Annotated in this window: 13 protein-coding genes; 7 read left to right on the top strand and 6 right to left on the bottom strand. The window is 40.6% G+C overall.

Annotated features, from left to right (window positions below; genetic code table 11):
- Positions 1-9: 9 nt before the first annotated feature.
- On the bottom strand, positions 10-3,012 hold the full coding sequence (locus L990_RS04905; RefSeq protein WP_047446078.1) for a SusC/RagA family TonB-linked outer membrane protein: 3,003 nt from the start codon (positions 3,010-3,012) through the stop codon (positions 10-12).
- 248 nt (positions 3,013-3,260) lie between these two features.
- On the opposite strand from L990_RS04905, the gene L990_RS04900 reads away from it, so the two are divergent.
- The 7 genes from L990_RS04900 to L990_RS04870 all read left to right on the top strand — a co-directional run bounded on the left by L990_RS04900 (position 3,261) and on the right by L990_RS04870 (position 12,604).
- Entirely contained in the window at positions 3,261-4,265 is a 1,005-nt protein-coding gene (locus tag L990_RS04900) for a LacI family DNA-binding transcriptional regulator (protein ID WP_047446076.1), read from the top strand.
- 559 nt (positions 4,266-4,824) lie between these two features.
- Positions 4,825-6,159 carry an MFS transporter gene (locus L990_RS04895; protein ID WP_047446074.1) on the top strand — a complete coding sequence of 445 codons (1,335 nt, stop codon included), beginning with the start codon at positions 4,825-4,827 and terminating at the stop codon, positions 6,157-6,159.
- Between the two features lie 123 nt (positions 6,160-6,282).
- Entirely contained in the window at positions 6,283-6,945 is a 663-nt protein-coding gene (gene pgmB / locus L990_RS04890; protein WP_052180740.1) for a beta-phosphoglucomutase, read from the top strand.
- 88 nt (positions 6,946-7,033) lie between these two features.
- On the top strand, positions 7,034-9,334 hold the full coding sequence (locus L990_RS04885; RefSeq protein ID WP_047446167.1) for a family 65 glycosyl hydrolase domain-containing protein: 2,301 nt from the start codon (positions 7,034-7,036) through the stop codon (positions 9,332-9,334).
- 377 nt (positions 9,335-9,711) lie between these two features.
- Positions 9,712-10,389, top strand: coding sequence for a tRNA (guanosine(37)-N1)-methyltransferase TrmD (gene trmD, locus L990_RS04880; protein ID WP_047446072.1), 678 nt, complete (start codon positions 9,712-9,714; stop codon positions 10,387-10,389).
- A 186-nt stretch (positions 10,390-10,575) separates the two neighbouring features.
- Positions 10,576-11,751 (top strand): MFS transporter, encoded by a 1,176-nt coding sequence (locus tag L990_RS04875; RefSeq protein ID WP_052180739.1) that lies wholly within the window; start codon positions 10,576-10,578, stop codon positions 11,749-11,751.
- 154 nt (positions 11,752-11,905) lie between these two features.
- Complete coding sequence (locus tag L990_RS04870) at positions 11,906-12,604, top strand: head GIN domain-containing protein (RefSeq protein ID WP_047446071.1); 699 nt, start codon at positions 11,906-11,908, stop codon at positions 12,602-12,604.
- Between the two features lie 30 nt (positions 12,605-12,634).
- On the opposite strand, the gene L990_RS04865 is transcribed toward L990_RS04870, so the two are convergent.
- Genes L990_RS04865 through L990_RS04845 form a run of 5 tightly spaced genes read right to left on the bottom strand, consistent with a single transcriptional unit; the run spans position 12,635 to position 16,706 of the window.
- The gene (locus L990_RS04865; RefSeq protein WP_047446069.1) at positions 12,635-13,186 is read right to left on the bottom strand and encodes a 2-oxoacid:acceptor oxidoreductase family protein; all 552 of its coding nucleotides are present in this window, start codon (positions 13,184-13,186) and stop codon (positions 12,635-12,637) included.
- A gap of 29 nt (positions 13,187-13,215) precedes the next feature.
- Positions 13,216-13,986 (bottom strand): thiamine pyrophosphate-dependent enzyme, encoded by a 771-nt coding sequence (locus L990_RS04860; protein ID WP_410488761.1) that lies wholly within the window; start codon positions 13,984-13,986, stop codon positions 13,216-13,218.
- Position 13,987: 1 nt separating this feature from the next.
- On the bottom strand, positions 13,988-15,076 hold the full coding sequence (locus L990_RS04855) for a 3-methyl-2-oxobutanoate dehydrogenase subunit VorB (RefSeq protein ID WP_047446068.1): 1,089 nt from the start codon (positions 15,074-15,076) through the stop codon (positions 13,988-13,990).
- A 27-nt stretch (positions 15,077-15,103) separates the two neighbouring features.
- Positions 15,104-15,334 (bottom strand): 4Fe-4S binding protein, encoded by a 231-nt coding sequence (locus L990_RS04850; protein ID WP_047446066.1) that lies wholly within the window; start codon positions 15,332-15,334, stop codon positions 15,104-15,106.
- Between the two features lie 28 nt (positions 15,335-15,362).
- Entirely contained in the window at positions 15,363-16,706 is a 1,344-nt protein-coding gene (locus L990_RS04845; protein WP_047446064.1) for an aminotransferase class I/II-fold pyridoxal phosphate-dependent enzyme, read from the bottom strand.
- Positions 16,707-16,910 lie beyond the last annotated feature (204 nt).

Genomic DNA, 16,910 nt, shown 5'->3' with positions numbered 1-16,910 from the left:
TTCTACTGATTAGAAGTTAAGATTAATCCCAAGTAGGAATACACGAGGACGTGGATAAATGTTATTATCAAGACCGCTACCACTGATTTCAGGATCTAATCCGCTATATTTAGTAATGATGAATGGATTTTGAACCGTAGCGTAGATACGCGCACGTTGCTTATCATTAAATAACTTTGTAAAGTTATAGCCCAATGTGATATTATCCATCCTTACAAAAGAGCCATTTTGAACATAATAGCTCGAACGATACTGAACATTTTTAAAGTTAGTTGATGATGCTGAGTTGAGACGGTTCTTTAGGAAACCTGTTTGATCGTACATATTAGCACCTGAATAAGCTTCACGATTTGACTGAACATTATTGTAAACATAATTTCCAATGCTTGCTCGCACAGCAAATCCGAGATCCCAGTTTTTGTAAGACAACTGAGATGTTATCCCCATGTAAACATCTGGAGCAGATTTCTTAAAGGCAATAAGGTCTTTATCATCAATCTTATTATCACCATTCTGGTCTACATAAGCACCTTCTATTGCTTTTCCATCTTTTGAATAGAGTTGTTCAAATACATAGAACGAATTGAAGGGCTTTCCTACTGAGTGAATCATTACATTCGTGCCTGTTGCACCATCGATTCCGCCATGAATAACCCCCACATAATTAGGGTCATCATTTCTAGTCATCTTTGTAATTTTGTTTTTGTTATAAGATATATTATAACCGATAGTCCAGTTCAACTCCTTCGAGTTAATGGCATTCGCATTCACAGTAAATTCGACACCTTTATTTTCTAGTGTACCAACATTTGTTAGCAGTTGATTACTAAAGTTTGTTCCAGCAGGAGCTGTTACTGTATTTAAAAGATTGTCCGTTTTACGGAAATATACATCCAGAGTACCAGAAACACGTCCCTTCAAAAAGCCATAATCCACTCCTACGTTATAGGTTGTAGTTTCTTCCCATTTAAGATTTTCATCAAAAGCCAATGGAGCTATTAATGGATATTTTGTATCTCCAAAATAGTAGTTTGCACCAGCTTTAGAGTACATATAACGAGCCATATATGGATAGTCTCCATTACCTAAGTTTTGTTGACCTGTAATACCATAACCTAAACGCAACTTTAGATCTGATAGAACTGATACATCTTTAAGGAACGATTCTTCATTAAGTTTCCAAGCTAAAGCTGCTGAAGGAAACAAACCCCATCTATTATCTGGGTTAAAGCGAGAAGAACCATCATTACGAACCGTAACTGTCAAAAGATATTTACTTAACAATGTGTAATTTAGGCGTCCAAAGAAAGAAACAAGGTAACTTTCACTCTTATAATCATCACCCAACTTGTAAACCTCTTTACCTTTTGCTTCAGCCATAGCTGCAGAATATGGGTAGGTATTATCTGTTGAATTGTAGAAATGCTGCCAAGAATAGCCTGCCATTACATCTACATTATGTATCCCGAACGTGTTAGCATAGTTAAAGTAGAAATCGAGTAGCGTATTGCGCTTCGACTGAGAATAATGACTATTCTCTCCAAATCCTGTTTTAAAATTACCAGATGTCCAAGTCATTGGTGCATTATCATCAATAATAATATCGCCTTTACTCTTTGACACATCGTATCCCATATTAAGATTAGCTCTCAATTCTGGAAGAAAGTGGAACTTATAGTCAGCCTGTATATTTCCAATACTTCTATAAACAGTTGATTCATCGTGCTTCTGCTCAAGCATGGAAACTGGATTTGTTAAACCAATATCAATTGGAGTTCCATCCTTTTTCAGATACATAAAAAAGCCATTACCATATTTGCTGTTATCCACACGAATAGGCTGTGTTGGATCAAATTGAGTTGCAAGTCCAATAGCACCTTTATCTGCAAAACGATTCGTGTTGTAAACTCCCTTAGCGTTTACTTGAATATTAAGCATCTTGTTAAAAAAGCTAGGACTTAAACTTACTGCTCCGGTCACACGCTCCATATTAGACGTTCTAAGAATACCATTATCATTGGTATAGGCAACTGAAACTCTATAAGGCATTTGAGGAATCGATCCAGAAAGGCTAACATTATGATCAGTACTATAAGCAGTACGGAATATTTGATCTTGCCAATCTGTATTCTCAGCACCTAGCGCTTTTGCTTGAAGACTATTCGCACCAAATTTTTCTACAACAAATGATCGAAATTTATCAGCGCTCATAACATCTACCGTATTCGACTTTGTACTAATTGAAAAATTTCCACTATAATCTACCTTTACTTTTCCACTTTGCCCTTTTTTAGTTGTGATAATAATTACACCATTAGATGCTCTAGATCCATAAATAGCAGTTGCAGAAGCATCCTTTAATACTGTAAATGTTTCGATATCGTTAGGATGCACTGTAGCCAATGGGTTTGCCATCCCGCTAATTCCTCCATTATCAACAGGAACACCATCAATAACAATTAATGGGTCATTACTTGCAGACATAGAAGAACCTCCACGAACACGAATGGTTGCTCCCGCACCAGGAGCACCTCCATCTGTAATAACACTTACACCAGCAACCTTACCTACAAGCATGTCAGAAGCAGAACTAGCAGCCCCTTTAACCATCTTGTCAGCACTAATTGCCGTTACCGATCCTGTAACATCATTTTTCTTTACCTTTCCATAACCAATCACCACAACCTCATCGATTGTCTTAGAGGCCTCCACCAACCGAATATTCAACGTTGCTCCCTCAGCCTTTGCTGTTGTAGTTGTATAACCTACAAATGAAAATTCTAAAGAAGCACCTTTAGGCGCATTAATAGAGTAAGCCCCATTAATGTCTGTCGCGGTACCATTTTGGGTACCTTTTACTATCACACTTACCCCTGGAAGACCTTCTCCAGTTTTACTGTCCGTTACTTTTCCCGTTACCTTTACAGTTTGTGCTAGAGCACTTACGGTAAATAGGGAAACTACCAGTAAGGTCATAAGGGTTTTCCTTAATGCAGAAATGGGTAGTTCCATAATTCAAATGTTAATTTACGTTTTAGAAATTGACCTTTTTGCTGCGCTAAATTACCATAACTTTAGTTACATTAACACATATTATTGATACACTGCAGGTAGCAATCGATTGTGCAATCGATTGCGGTTGTGTAAAAATGTTATACAACATATTTTTAACTATTTTTATTCTCTCAAATTGAAACAAGTTGCCATCATATTTTTTATTTTGGTATCATTGCAAATCGCAAATAAAATATTGTATAACAATGAAAAGCAACCGAGTAACCATAAAGGATATCGCAAGAGAGCTAGGCTTATCTGCGTCAACTGTATCCAGAGCGCTAAAAGACCATCCAGACATTAGCATCGAAACAAAGAAGGCGGTTGTAGAATTATCGCAAAAACTTAAGTACAAGCCAAATATGATGGCTCTAAGCTTAAAAAACAGCAAAAGTAACGTTGTTGGAGTCATTATACCCGAATTAGTCCACTACTTTTTTTCGTCAGTAATTGCGGGAATTCAGGAAGTGGCAGACAAGCATAAAATACGCGTAATCGTACAGCAGAGTAATGAAAGCTATATCAAGGAAGGGGAAGCGCTAGACGCTTTTGCTGATGGGTGGATTGACGGTTTGATAATTTCGATATCTAAAGAAACCTCCTCATACGAGCATTTAGACGAATTGGAGCTTGATGGGATACCAATTGTCTTTTTTGACAGACCAATTGAAAGAGAAAACGTGGACTGCGTCGTTTTTGACGATTTTAAAGGTGCCTACGACGCCGTTGAATACCTAATAAAGCAAGGTCGACAATCTATAGCCCATTTCGCGGGTCCTGCATCTACCCATGTGGGAAGAGAGCGACTAAAGGGCTACAAAAAGGCATTAGAAAATAATGGTATCGCCTTTAACGAAAACCTACTCCTACATGCTGACTCTTTTGAAAAAGGATTTTCGGGAGTAGAAACTTTGATTAGCCAAAACATCCCATTCGATGCCATCTTTACATGCAACGATTATACGGCAATTGGAGTACTAAAAGCGCTTAAAAAAGAAGGACTATCAGTTCCGAACCAAGTCGCCGTTGTTGGCTTCGGAGATGAGGATGTATCAAAGATGCTAGACCAACCGCTAACCACGGTTAGGCAACCAGGAAAGGAGATGGGACGAGTCGCAATGCAAACCTTACTCGATAAAATAGGCAAAAAATCGACCCAAGAGCGGGAGCATAAGCTTGAAGCGAATATCGTCGTACGAGAAACTGCGTAGGAATTTAAAAAAGGGGCTACAGATATGGTAGTCCTTTTTCATTTTCCCAACTCCGAAACAAAATTTTAATATTGGCTCTTTCTTACCAAGTTTCTCTCTTCAACTCCTTCCCTTCGAAATAACATCAAAGGCTTACATATCGTCACAAAAATCTACGAATCGAGACTTTTTACGCTTTTTTTAGCCTTTTTAGATTTCAACTACCTCCCCTTTCATTTTTCAAGGTCTATCTTAAACATCCCTTTTTAGACGTAATTCACAGGGCAAAAATACAAGGATAACAATCTCATTTTATTGAAATTATCACAACAAAACAAACCCGTATAAATACAGAGGTTAACATCCTTTTGGTTTTAATGAGCTTCTTTAAAATTTAGATGTTATATAACATGGATTTTGTTTTTTTTAGTAAGATTTGCACGATCGCAAACGTTTGATTTGCCCAAAGTGCTTTTAATCTACTTTTTATAGCATGATTCTTGTTGCTATTCCGATACTCTTTTTCCTATTTTTGGAGTTAGTTTTAAGCAATTTTAACGTACCATAAAGCAACGATATAATGAAGACGAAACCAAGACTGTCTTTTTGGCAAATTTGGAACCTAAGCTTTGGATTCTTAGGAGTTCAGGCTGGTTTTGCATTACAAAACGCAAACGTATCGCGCATACTCTCCAACTTTGGAGCAGACCTTCATCACCTCTCCTTTTTTTGGCTATTGGCTCCCATTATGGGGCTAATAATACAACCATGGGTTGGGGCCGCTAGCGATAGAACGTGGAATCGTTTAGGACGAAGAAAGCCTTTCATTTTTGGAGGCGCAATTGCTGCTGCCATAGGAATGTTTCTTATGCCAAATGCCAACTGGCTAATCCATATTATCCCACCAATTGCATTTGGTGCTCTAATGCTCGCACTGATGGATGCTTCGTTCAACGTAACCTTCCAGCCATTCAGATCATTAGTTGCTGATATGACGCCAGATAGCCAAACCAATATTGGTTACTCAGTCCAAACTCTTCTTATTAACCTTGGAGCAATAATAGGCTCACTTCTACCATATATTCTCACCAATGTTATTGGAATAGAAAATACAGCCGAACCTGGGCATGTTCCACCTTCTGTTATTTGGTCATTCTATATTGGAGGTGCAATTCTACTCGTATCTGTACTTTGGACCGTTTTCAGGACGAAGGAGTATGCCCCCAAAGAGTTCGCAGAATATCAAGGAAAATCACTGGAAGAAGAAAAAGTTTCGGAAAAAATCAGCTTCTGGAAAACGCTAGCAAGCATGCCTCTAGTCATGCGTCAGCTCGCCGTTGTTCAATTTTTCTCATGGTTTGCCCTCTTTATTATGTGGGTCTACACCACTCCTGCCGTAGCACAGCACATTTGGGGAACAGCGATCGGAGACTCTTCATCAAGTGCATACAACGATGCAGCAAACTGGGTAGGCGTACTATTTGGCCTTTACAGCGTTTTTGCAGCCGTATTTGCCATATTTATGAATAAGATTGCAGATAGCTTAGGCCGAAAAAAAACCTACGCATTTGCATTAATAATGGGAGCTTTAGGATTTCTTTCGATATACCTATTTAAGGGTGAGTACGCGCTGATTCTATCTATGGTCGGAATCGGAATTGCATGGGCTGCCATACTAGCCATGCCTTATGCCATTTTATCACGCTCGCTACCAGCCGGTAGAACTGGCGTTTATATGGGAATCTTTAATATTACCGTAGTAGTGCCTCAAATTATCAGCGGACTACTTACCGGACCTTTACTAAAATACCTTTTCAACGACCGTGCTATCTATATGATAATCCTTGCAGGCATTTCGATGCTCATTGCAAGCTTATTTGTATTCGTTGTAAAGGATCAAAAAACTACGGCCTAAATCGTTTGCGTATACATAATTAACGAACGCAAAAGAACATTAACTAACAACTTGTTATTCAATCAATTTAGAGGCTGTATATTGCAGCACTCCAGTAATTGTTTTATCTAGATTTACGACAAAATGAAAGATGTTAAAGCCTGTATTTTCGACTTAGATGGTGTAATAGTCGATACCGCAAAGTATCACTATCTAGCGTGGAGAAGATTAGCCGAAATGCTTGGTTTTGAATTCACTGAAAAAGACAACGAACGTCTAAAAGGCGTGAGCCGCATGCGTTCGCTCGAAATCCTGCTTGAAGTGGGAGGTAAAAGTGCCTCTAACGAAGAGATGGATACGTGGGCTCGAATGAAGAATGAGTGGTATGTAGAGTATATCACCAAAATGGGAAAAGAAGAAATTCTTCCTGGGGTAGTTTCATTCCTATCTCAAATTAGGGAAAAAGGAATTAAGACTGCTCTTGGTTCTGCAAGCAAAAATGCTGACTTAATTTTAGATCGATTGGAGCTAAAATCTCTCTTCGATGTAGTTGTTGATGGCACAAAAGTTAGCGCAGCAAAGCCAGATCCGGAGGTTTTCATTACCGGAGCTCAAATGCTTGGAATTGCTCCAGAAAATTGCGTTGTATTTGAAGATGCAGAGGCAGGCATAGAAGCCGCAAAAGCAGGAAATATGTTTGCTGTTGGCATTGGAAATCAGGAAATGCTCAAAGAAGCAGATGTTGTAGTTGAAGGCCTATCAGTGCTAGATTACAATAAGTTCGTGAGTTTGTTGAATTGTAAATAACATAGTAAAGGAAGCCCACATTTTAGAAAGCCAACAGGCAAAATATAATATGGGGGATACATCCAACCTTTTTAAAATATTTAGTCGGATGAAAAAATATAAAGTTGACGAGTGGAAAATTGTAGAAGAAGGTTTTGATCCACATAGGGTTGAAGGTTCTGAAAGCATTTTCAGCATTGGCAACGGAATGATGGGCCAACGGGCCAATTTCGAGGAAGATTACACAGGCGAATCGCTTAGAGGAAGCTACATCGCGGGGGTCTACTATCCAGACAAAACCCGCGTGGGTTGGTGGAAAAATGGATATCCAGAGTATTTTGCAAAGGTACTTAACTCTGCCAACTTCGTCGGTATTCGTGTAAAAGTTGATGGAGAGAGCATTAACTTAGACAAGAACAAGATTGTTAGCTTTAGCCGAGTTCTTGACATGCAGCATGGTTTGCTTCAACGTAATTTTGTAGTCGAACTTACAAATGGAAATAAGATAGAGGTTATTGCAGAACGCTTTATGAGCATGGCTCGTCCCGAAGTGGCTGCAATATCTTACTCTATTCGTCCTTTGAATTCTGATGTCAAAGTAGAAATTGAGGCCTACATCGATGGTGATGTTGTCAACCAAGATTCGAACTACAACGAAAAGTTTTGGGACGAAGTTTCGAAAGGAACCACAACAAAAGGTGGCTTTTTGACAATGAAAACCAAAAAGTTGGACTTTAACGTATGCTGGAACATGGAGGTTTGCTACAGCATCAACGAAAAGAGTACCAACACAAAACTTGTTTCTGCTGAGCACGAAAAATACGTGTCTAACGCCACAGAGGTTGCTGTAGCAAAAGAAGAGACGCTAACTATTCACAAGTATGTTGCCGTAACCTCTACGCTTAACCACGATCTTGACAAGCTGGTTGAAAACTCATCTGAAATTCTAAGTAAAGCTGTTGCCGCTAAATATGCCACTCTAAAAAGCGAGCATACCAGCAAGTGGCTCGAAAAATGGCAGCATGCAGATATTATCATAGAAGGCGATGCGGAAGCTCAGCAAGGAATTCGCTTTTGCACCTTCCAGCTATTCCAAACTTACACCGGTGATGATGCCCGTTTAAATATTGGCCCCAAAGGGTTTACTGGTGAAAAATATGGTGGATCAACTTATTGGGATACCGAAGCTTACTGTCTTCCTTTCTATATGGCAACCGCAGGAGAGCACGTGGCAGAACAACTCCTCATCTATCGCTATCGCCAACTAGACAGAGCAATAGAAAATGCTGCTAAACTCGGATTTAACAACGGAGCAGCGTTATATCCAATGGTAACCATGAATGGAGAAGAGTGCCATAACGAGTGGGAAATTACCTTCGAGGAAATTCACCGTAATGGCGCCATCGCATACGGTATCTACCGATACATCGGCTACACTGGCGATAAAAGTTACTTAGCAAAATATGGACTAGAAGTACTTATCGGGATCGCCCGATTCTGGTCTCAGCGTGTAAATTGGTCGGAAAAGCGCCAAAAATACGTTATGCTCGGAGTTACCGGACCAAACGAATACGAAAATAACGTAAACAACAACTGGTACACCAACTATATTGCAACCTGGACTATGAAGTATGCTGCAGAATGCATTGCATACGTTAAGGAAACAGATGCGAATAAATGGGCTGAAATCCAAGAAAAAATTTCGTTTAACGAAGCCTCCGAGCTTTCTAAATGGGCGGATATTGTTGAAAAAATCCATCTGCCATACGATGAAAAGTTGGGCATTATTCTACAGCAAGATGGATTCATGGACAAGGAGCAGATTCTCGTTAAAGATTTAGATCCAAGTCAGCGTCCTTTAAACCAAAAATGGAGCTGGGATCGCATCCTGCGCTCAGTTTACATCAAGCAAGCAGACGTTCTTCAAGGAATTTACTTCTTCGAAGAAGATTTTGATATGGAAACCATTGCCAAAAACTTTGACTTCTACGAACAACGCACGGTGCATGAATCTTCGCTATCACCATGCGTACACTCCATCCTTGCTTGTAAAATAGGAGACATGGAGCGTGCCATGAAGATGTACCTACGTACGGCACGTTTAGATCTCGACGATTACAACAAGGAGGTTAATGAGGGGCTTCACATTACCTCAATGGCAGGGAGCTGGATGTCTGTTGTTGAAGGATTTGGAGGACTTCGTATCAAGGAAGACACCTTATACTTTAATCCATTTATCCCTCAAAACTGGAAGAGCCTTTCGTTTAAGACAATCTTCCGTGGACGTACCATCAAGGCCAAATTCGAAGGAAGCAAAACCACTCTTACCAACGAAAGCAACGAGCAGCTTACAGTGCTTGTAAGGGATGCAAAAGTGACCATTCCGGCCAACGGAACCGTAGAGGTTTAAAAATCTAGTAAACCAAAATAAGGAAAGTCTGGATCAATAAATCATCCAGGCTTTCTCTTTTTTATAGATTTTTATGCTATATTCGTGAGTTATGCCTGCTCAAATTCTTTTTATCGAACAGGATGACGCAGCAGAGATGATTTCTGTTATCTTTGCAGCCTACTAAATTTGAATTGCTTAGCAATTGATATACGTTTTTTTATGTGGTTTTAGAAAAATCGGCCATTGCTGTGAAGCTCTGGCCGATTAACTTTTACAAAGCGCATATTGCCAAGAACTACTCTAGCAGCAGCCTATTTTAACAGGTTTTACTCCTGCATTATTCCTCCTTTTTGCCGATTTCGCCGAGTCTATTAACTTTGCAAAAAATTCATCCAATGAGAATTGACATTCTAACCATTCATCCAGAACTTCTCGAAAGTCCCTTCAACCATTCCATCATAAAAAGGGCAAAGCAGAAGGAGTTGGTAGAAATACACATACATAACATCCGCGACTACAGCACCGATAAGCACAAGAGTGTGGACGATTACGCATTTGGTGGCGATGCAGGAATGGTTATGACATGCGATCCGATTTTTCGCTGCATCGAAAAACTAAAAAACGAACGAACCTACGACGAGGTAATCTACGTAACACCCGATGGGCAAACCCTAAAGCAAGGCATCTCCAACCGCATTGCCACTTTAGATAATATTATCATACTCTGCGGTCACTACAAAGGTGTCGACCACCGTATTCGTGAACATGTAGTTACAATGGAGCTTTCTATTGGCGATTTTGTACTTTCGGGAGGAGAACTCGCGGCGGCTGTTATTGTAGATAGCGTTGTACGCATCGTTCCAGGCGTTATATCCGATGAAACCTCAGCCCTAACCGACTCCTTTCAGGACGGGCTTTTAGCACCTCCTGTATATACACGCCCTGCCGTTTACAACGGATGGGAAGTACCTCAAGTTCTAATGTCTGGAAATTTTAAGGAAATATCCAAATGGCAGGAAGAACAAGCCTATGAGCGAACAAAACGCCTAAGACCAGATCTTCTTGATGAATAGTATCGCATAAGTCATCTCCGTAGATGGCTTATGATGCCCTTATAAGCTATCTATCAAACATTTTCACGCCATCTCATTACGGCACATCAATCTTAGTAACGTTAATATTTGTCGACTGGTATTTTATATTTCTTAGGGTTATTTATCTTCGTACGTTATATTTAACCTTAATAAAAAAGAAACACCATGGGACAAGCCACTAAGGCAAACAAACTTGCAGCTCTTCCGATCTTTTTTGCATTCCTGTGCATGGGATTTGGAGATGTTGTAGGGCCGCTAACAAGCCAAGTTCAAGAAGCATTTAAACTATCAAATTTCGCAGCAGGTCTACTAACCTTTATGGGTTTTATCATGTTTGGTCTGCTTTCAATTCCAATGGGTCTTATCCAAGATAGAATTGGGAAGAAGAAGGTTCTAATCTACGGATTGGTAATCGCCCTAGTAGGGCTTATCCTTCCTATTATCGGACAGTTCTCTAGCTTTGTAATTCTGCTAGTTTCTATCCTGCTTTTAGGTGCAGGAGCAACCTGCCTTCAGGTAGCTGGAAATCCTATCATGCGAGATGTATCGCCAGAAGGAAAGTATTCGCGCAACCTTTCTCTTGGACAGTTTGTAAAGGCTATCGGTTCTCTATCTGGATCGCTCATCCCTCTAGTTGCTGGCCGCTACTTTGGATTAGACTGGAAAGTTCTTTTCCCAATTTATGCCGTACTTATAGCACTAACCATCGTGTATATCCTTCTCACTAAGGTGGAAGAAAAAAAGAGTGATGAAAATGCAAAACCAGCAACTCTAAGTTCTTGCTTGTCTCTTCTTACTAACGGATACATACTTGCAATGGTAATGGGGATCTTCCTTTACGTGGGTGCTGAAGTTTCAATGTCATCTAAGCTACCGAACTACCTAGCAGATGTATTTAACTACGACATTACCAAATTAGGACTTCTGGGAACCCTATTTTTCTTTATTTCTGTAATGGCTGGCCGCTTCTTTGGCTCTATCATTCTAAACTGGATGTCTCCAAAGAAATTTTTAGTACTTACCACCATTTTATCTATTGCAGGAAACCTGCTGCTATTCATTGCCCCAAGCGAGATGGTTGCATTTATTGCCATTTTCATTGTTGGATTTGGATTTGCAAACATCTTCCCGCTTATTTTCTCCATTACCGTAGACTCACTACCCGAAAAGGCAAATGAAATCTCAGGGCTTATGGTTACCGCAATTATAGGTGGAGCATTTGTTCCGTTGGCATTTGGAGTGGTAGCAGATATGACAAACAATATTGTAGCCGGATTCGCGGTTCCTCTAGTTTGCCTCCTTTACATCTTGGCTATCGCATTCAACAAAAGAAAAGCCTAACTTTTTTTGCTATATTTGCAAAACCAATTTATACCCCTGATATCTTAGGATATCGATCTTGCAAGCCCGAATACCTAGTCCGTATTCGGGCATTTTTTTCACCATTAGCTTTTCTAGTATCCTTTTTTTACTAAATTTAAAAAAATCCTTAGCCATGAAAAGGATACTATCCATACTGCTAATTCTGTCAGCAAGCCAGCTACTTTGGGCTACAAAACCGACTACCAAAATTTTCAAAACATTACCTTTTGAAAAGGTTGCTATTACCGGAGGGTTTGAGATTAACATCAGCCAATGTAAAAATAGCGCTCTACAAATTATCGGAATGCCATCCGTTGTAAACAGGATTAAGGTTGCCGTACGGGAAGGGCTGCTGACTATCGAAATGGCGAAAGATCGAGACCGTAGGCTTCATCTAAGAAACGATGAAATTCCAACAATAAACCTCTACGTAACCAACCTAAACAACCTCCAGATTGACGGGTATGCCAACCTAAAATCGCAAAACGAGCTGAAAGTAAAAGCGCTATCCGTAAGGTTGAGCGGCTCTAGTAAAATTGATTTAGCTTTAATCTGTCAAACCTTTGATATAACATCGGGAGGTGCCTCCTATATAAGGCTAAAAGGGGAAAGTGAGAAAGTCAAGCTTACGATGAATGGAGCCGGAATGTACGACGGATTTGGCCTAAACACGAGCAATACAAACGTCGTTATCAACGGAACAGGAAAAGCCCAGATAAGCGCAAAAAAGCAGCTTATTGGCAGCATTAATGGGTTTGGAGCAGTTTACTATAAAGGAAAACCCACCGTCGAGATCAAAAAAGAATTCGGAGTTGTGAAAAGAATACCTTAAAATAAAAAAGCGGCACTAGGCCGCTTTTTACTATAGAGCATTTAATGTAACTACCTTTTCCATTCCCTTTTTGATTGCCTCCTCATTCATTGGAATTAAATGATGGTGACGCTCAGGAAGCGATTTTTCCAAACCTTTACGGATATTTTCCATCTTCACAATTGGCTTAACGCTCAAGAAAGCACCTAGCACAATCATGTTAAATGCCTTCGCATTATTCATGTTTGCAGCCTCTTCGGCAGCCTCAATCTTGTAGATATTGATATCAGTACGTGTAGGATGGTTTATTATACCATTTGGATCGTAAATAAGCACACCACCAGGCTTTACATTGGCAGCAAACTTATCCATTGATTGTTGATTTAGGATAATCGCCGTATCGTACTCATGTACAATTGGGGAGCTAATCCTATCATCGCTTAGTATTACGGTTACGTTAGCGGTACCACCACGCATTTCGGGACCGTAAGATGGCATCCAAGTAACTTCTTGTCCCTGCATAATGCCAGAGTAAGCAAGAATCTTGCCCATTGATAGAACTCCTTGTCCTCCAAATCCGGCTATAATGATTTCCTCTTTCATTGCAATTCTCGTTTTGATAATTGGTTAGGCTATTCGTCTTTCAAATCACCAAGCGGATAGAATGGGAACATATTCTCCTCCATCCATTGGTTAGACTTAACGGGAGACAGTTTCCATCCAGAGTTACATGTTCCCACAACTTCAACAAAAGAAGTACCCTTGCAGTTAGCTGCATTTTCGAATGCTTTACGAATGGCCTTCTTTGCCTTACGAACAGCAGCTGGTGTTTGAGCGCTCTGACGAGTTACAAACGAAGCACCTGGAAGCTGAGCAATAAGTTCAGTAATACGCAATGGGTGTCCATTCAACTCAACAGTACGTCCGTAAGGAGTCGTAGCCGTCTTTTGTCCGATAAGCGTAGTTGGAGCCATTTGCCCCCCAGTCATACCGTAGATAGCGTTGTTTACAAAAATTACCACGATGTTTTCACCACGGTTGCAGGCGTGTAGGATTTCGGCTGTACCAATAGAAGCCAAGTCTCCATCACCCTGATAGGTGAACACGTGCTTTTCTGGGTTTAGACGCTTTGCTGCTGTTGCCAACGCAGGAGCGCGACCGTGTGCAGCCTGTAACCAGTCAATATCAAGGTAGTTGTAGGCCAACACAGAACATCCAACAGGTGATACCCCAATGGTATCTTCCTGAATATTCATCTCCTCAATTACCTCAGCAATCAATTTATGAATAACGCCGTGGGTACATCCAGGGCAGTAGTGCATTACATTATCAGTAAGCACTTTTGTTTTTTGGTAAACCAGATTTTCTGGCTTTACAATATCTTCTAGTAAAATTTCAGCCATACTATTTTCCTCCTAAGAAGTTAGCCTTAATTGCATCAACCACTTCATTTGGTGATGGAACAATACCACCGTAACGTCCAAAATGGTGTACTGGAATCTTTCCGTTTACAGCCAAACGAACATCTTCAACCATCTGTCCTGCGCTCATCTCAACGGCAAGCATACCCTTTGCATGAGAAAGATGCGAAATGATTTGCTGAGTTGGGAAAGGATATAAGGTAATTGGACGAAGCATACCAACCTTAATGCCTTCAGCACGGCAAAGTTCAACAGCTTTAGAAGAGATACGAGCAGAAGAACCGTATGCAATGATGATGTAGTCAGCATCCTCGCACATCATTTCCTCAAAACGAACCTCATTCTCCTTAATTACGTTGTACTTAGCCTGAAGCTTGTGGTTGAACTTTTCTTGACGCTCAGATTCTAGCTCAAGTGAGGTAGAGATATGACGCTCACGGCTGGCTGGTTTGCCAACACAAGCCCATTCACCATTCAGCTTAACAATTTCTTCCTTTGTCCAACGTGGCTTAAATTCGCTTAGGTAAACCTTTTCCATCATCTGACCGATAACGCCATCGGCAAGAATCATAGCTGGGTTACGATACTTAAATGCGAGCTCAAAAGCTAGGTCTACAAAGTCGTACATCTCCTGAACAGAAGCAGGGGCAAGAACGATTAGATGGTAATCGCCATGTCCACCACCTTTAACTGCCTGAAAGTAGTCAGACTGTGCAGGTTGAATTGTTCCTAAACCGGGACCTCCACGAGAAACGTTCACCACCAAGCAAGGAAGCTCTGCTCCTGCCAAGTAAGTCAAGCCTTCGCACATCAAGCTCACCCCTGGAGATGAAGATGAGGTCATCACTTTTTTTCCGGTTGCTGCTCCACCGTACAGCATGTTTATTGATGACGTTTCGCTTTCGGCCTGCAAAACAACCATCCCTGTTTCCTCCCATGGCTTACGAACCATAAGAGTTTCCATAATTTCCGATTGAGGGGTAATTGGGTATCCAAAATAGCCATCGCAGCCACAACGAATCGCAGCTTCAGCGATAGCCTCATTTCCCTTCATTAGTCTTAGCTCTTTCATATTGCAATGCTATTCTAGTTAGGGTTATTAGGCCTCTAGTTTGACCTTGTACACAGTAATTACACTATCAGGACAAACTAATGCGCAGTTAGAACATCCTATACAACTCTCGGGATTCACCATTCGAGCAAAGTTATAGCCTTTGCCATTCACCTCATGCGCAAGGCCAATGGTTTTAGTTGGACAAGCAACCACGCAAAGAGAACACCCTTTGCACTTTTCGGCGTCAACAACTATCGCTCCTCTAATTTTTGCCATATGCAGTTATGTTTTGATTCCTTTGATTTTAAACTAATGATGCCGGCTTAATTTTTTTATTCGCCTGATGATGCGCGTGGAAAACCTCCAATCGCTCTCTTAGTACCTCAAACTGTTCGGGCTTAACCTGCGATACGCAAGCTCTGATCCCCTCTTTATCACTCCCCGTAGTACTTAGCGAAATAGCGCTTACACCATAGTACAGCAGCTCTTCCACCAGCTCTTCGCCTGTAAAAGAAGGGTAGTTTACGGTAAAATAGAATCCATCAGCCAAAATTTGATCTTCATCCCTATCATAAACGATCTCAAATCCATTTTCGGTAAAGATCCTCTTCAGCACTTTTGCTCGCTCTCCGTAAACCTTCACATCGCTTACAAAGTTATACTTTCCGTCGTTTACAGCCTTAAGCAAGGCCGCAAAACCGTACTGTACCGAATGAGCAACACCTGAAGATAAGCCATAAATTGGTCCGAATATTACGGCCTTCCCAAAAATATCGTTCATGAAATAACGCTTCAAGTCGGGAAACTGACGTTTAAACAAAGCGTTAGAAATAATCATACTTCCGATACGTTGTCCTGCGTAGCTAAAAGCTTTTGACCCAGAAACCAGAAGCATGTAGTTATCGGTATACTTTGCAACCGTAGGCTGAAATGCGGGTTTCCCGGGCACCGACATATCTTTTCTAAAGTCCATTGCAAAGTAGGCTAAATCTTCAATTATGATAGCATCGTACTTTGTGGCAAGCTCTCCGATAATCTGCAGCTCCTTTTCGGTAAAGCAAACCCACGAGGGATTGTTCGGATTAGAGTAGAGAATGCTTGAGATATTGCCCTGTTGAAGGTACTCCTCCAGCTTAGCACGCAGCTTTTCACCCCTATAGTTGTATACATCAAACGACTCATAGCTTATCCCCAGCATCTTAAGCTGAGTTTTCTGAACAGGAAATCCGGGATCGATAAAAAGAATCGTATCGCGATCTTTATCGTATCGGCTAGTAACCATAAAGGCGGCCATTCCACCCTGCATTGAGCCTACCGTCGGAATACACCCCTCCTCTGCCACTTCAATATCCAGAAAATTCTTAACAAAACGCGAAAGTTCGGTTTTTAGGGAGGGAATACCTTCTATAGAAGGGTAGATTGAGGCAACACCACTTCTTAAAGCTTCAATTTCGGCATCAATTGCAACCGACGGGGTCTTTAACCCAGGAACTCCCATCTCCATTCGCACAAAGCTAGAGCTAGTTGCAGCCTCTATCTGGCCAACCAACTTAACCAATTCACGTATAGAGGCTTTTCCAATACCAGCAATCCCCGATTCCGTCTTCAATCGATTTACCGTATTAAAGTCAATAGGTGTTTGTCTCATCGTTGTAGGTTGATTTTTTACAATGACAATTTTACTGATTTTTTCAATACATAAAAACAATTTGATAGTTTTTTATCCCAAGAACAGATAATTTATAAACATTTCAAGTAAATAAAGTTTCAACCTGTAGTCTAATAAGGCAATGCCATTAACAATATATCAAAATTTAAAAGAGGTAAAGTTTCGAATTGCAAAACACGCCGC

The sequence above is a fragment of the Alistipes sp. ZOR0009 genome (assembly GCF_000798815.1).
Taxonomy (GTDB): Bacteria; Bacteroidota; Bacteroidia; order Bacteroidales; family ZOR0009; genus Acetobacteroides.
Note: the sequence above shows the minus strand (reverse complement) of the source record. Positions and strands in the feature narration are given on the sequence as shown.

Coding starts and splice junctions, on each gene's coding strand:
- L990_RS04905 (WP_047446078.1), bottom strand. CDS start 3,012: ATGGAACTACCCATTTCTGCATTAAGGAAAACCCTTATGACCTTACTG.
- L990_RS04900 (WP_047446076.1), top strand. CDS start 3,261: ATGAAAAGCAACCGAGTAACCATAAAGGATATCGCAAGAGAGCTAGGC.
- L990_RS04895 (WP_047446074.1), top strand. CDS start 4,825: ATGAAGACGAAACCAAGACTGTCTTTTTGGCAAATTTGGAACCTAAGC.
- pgmB (WP_052180740.1), top strand. CDS start 6,283: ATGAAAGATGTTAAAGCCTGTATTTTCGACTTAGATGGTGTAATAGTC.
- L990_RS04885 (WP_047446167.1), top strand. CDS start 7,034: ATGAAAAAATATAAAGTTGACGAGTGGAAAATTGTAGAAGAAGGTTTT.
- trmD (WP_047446072.1), top strand. CDS start 9,712: ATGAGAATTGACATTCTAACCATTCATCCAGAACTTCTCGAAAGTCCC.
- L990_RS04875 (WP_052180739.1), top strand. CDS start 10,576: ATGGGACAAGCCACTAAGGCAAACAAACTTGCAGCTCTTCCGATCTTT.
- L990_RS04870 (WP_047446071.1), top strand. CDS start 11,906: ATGAAAAGGATACTATCCATACTGCTAATTCTGTCAGCAAGCCAGCTA.
- L990_RS04865 (WP_047446069.1), bottom strand. CDS start 13,186: ATGAAAGAGGAAATCATTATAGCCGGATTTGGAGGACAAGGAGTTCTA.
- L990_RS04860 (WP_410488761.1), bottom strand. CDS start 13,986: ATGGCTGAAATTTTACTAGAAGATATTGTAAAGCCAGAAAATCTGGTT.
- L990_RS04855 (WP_047446068.1), bottom strand. CDS start 15,076: ATGAAAGAGCTAAGACTAATGAAGGGAAATGAGGCTATCGCTGAAGCT.
- L990_RS04850 (WP_047446066.1), bottom strand. CDS start 15,334: ATGGCAAAAATTAGAGGAGCGATAGTTGTTGACGCCGAAAAGTGCAAA.
- L990_RS04845 (WP_047446064.1), bottom strand. CDS start 16,706: ATGAGACAAACACCTATTGACTTTAATACGGTAAATCGATTGAAGACG.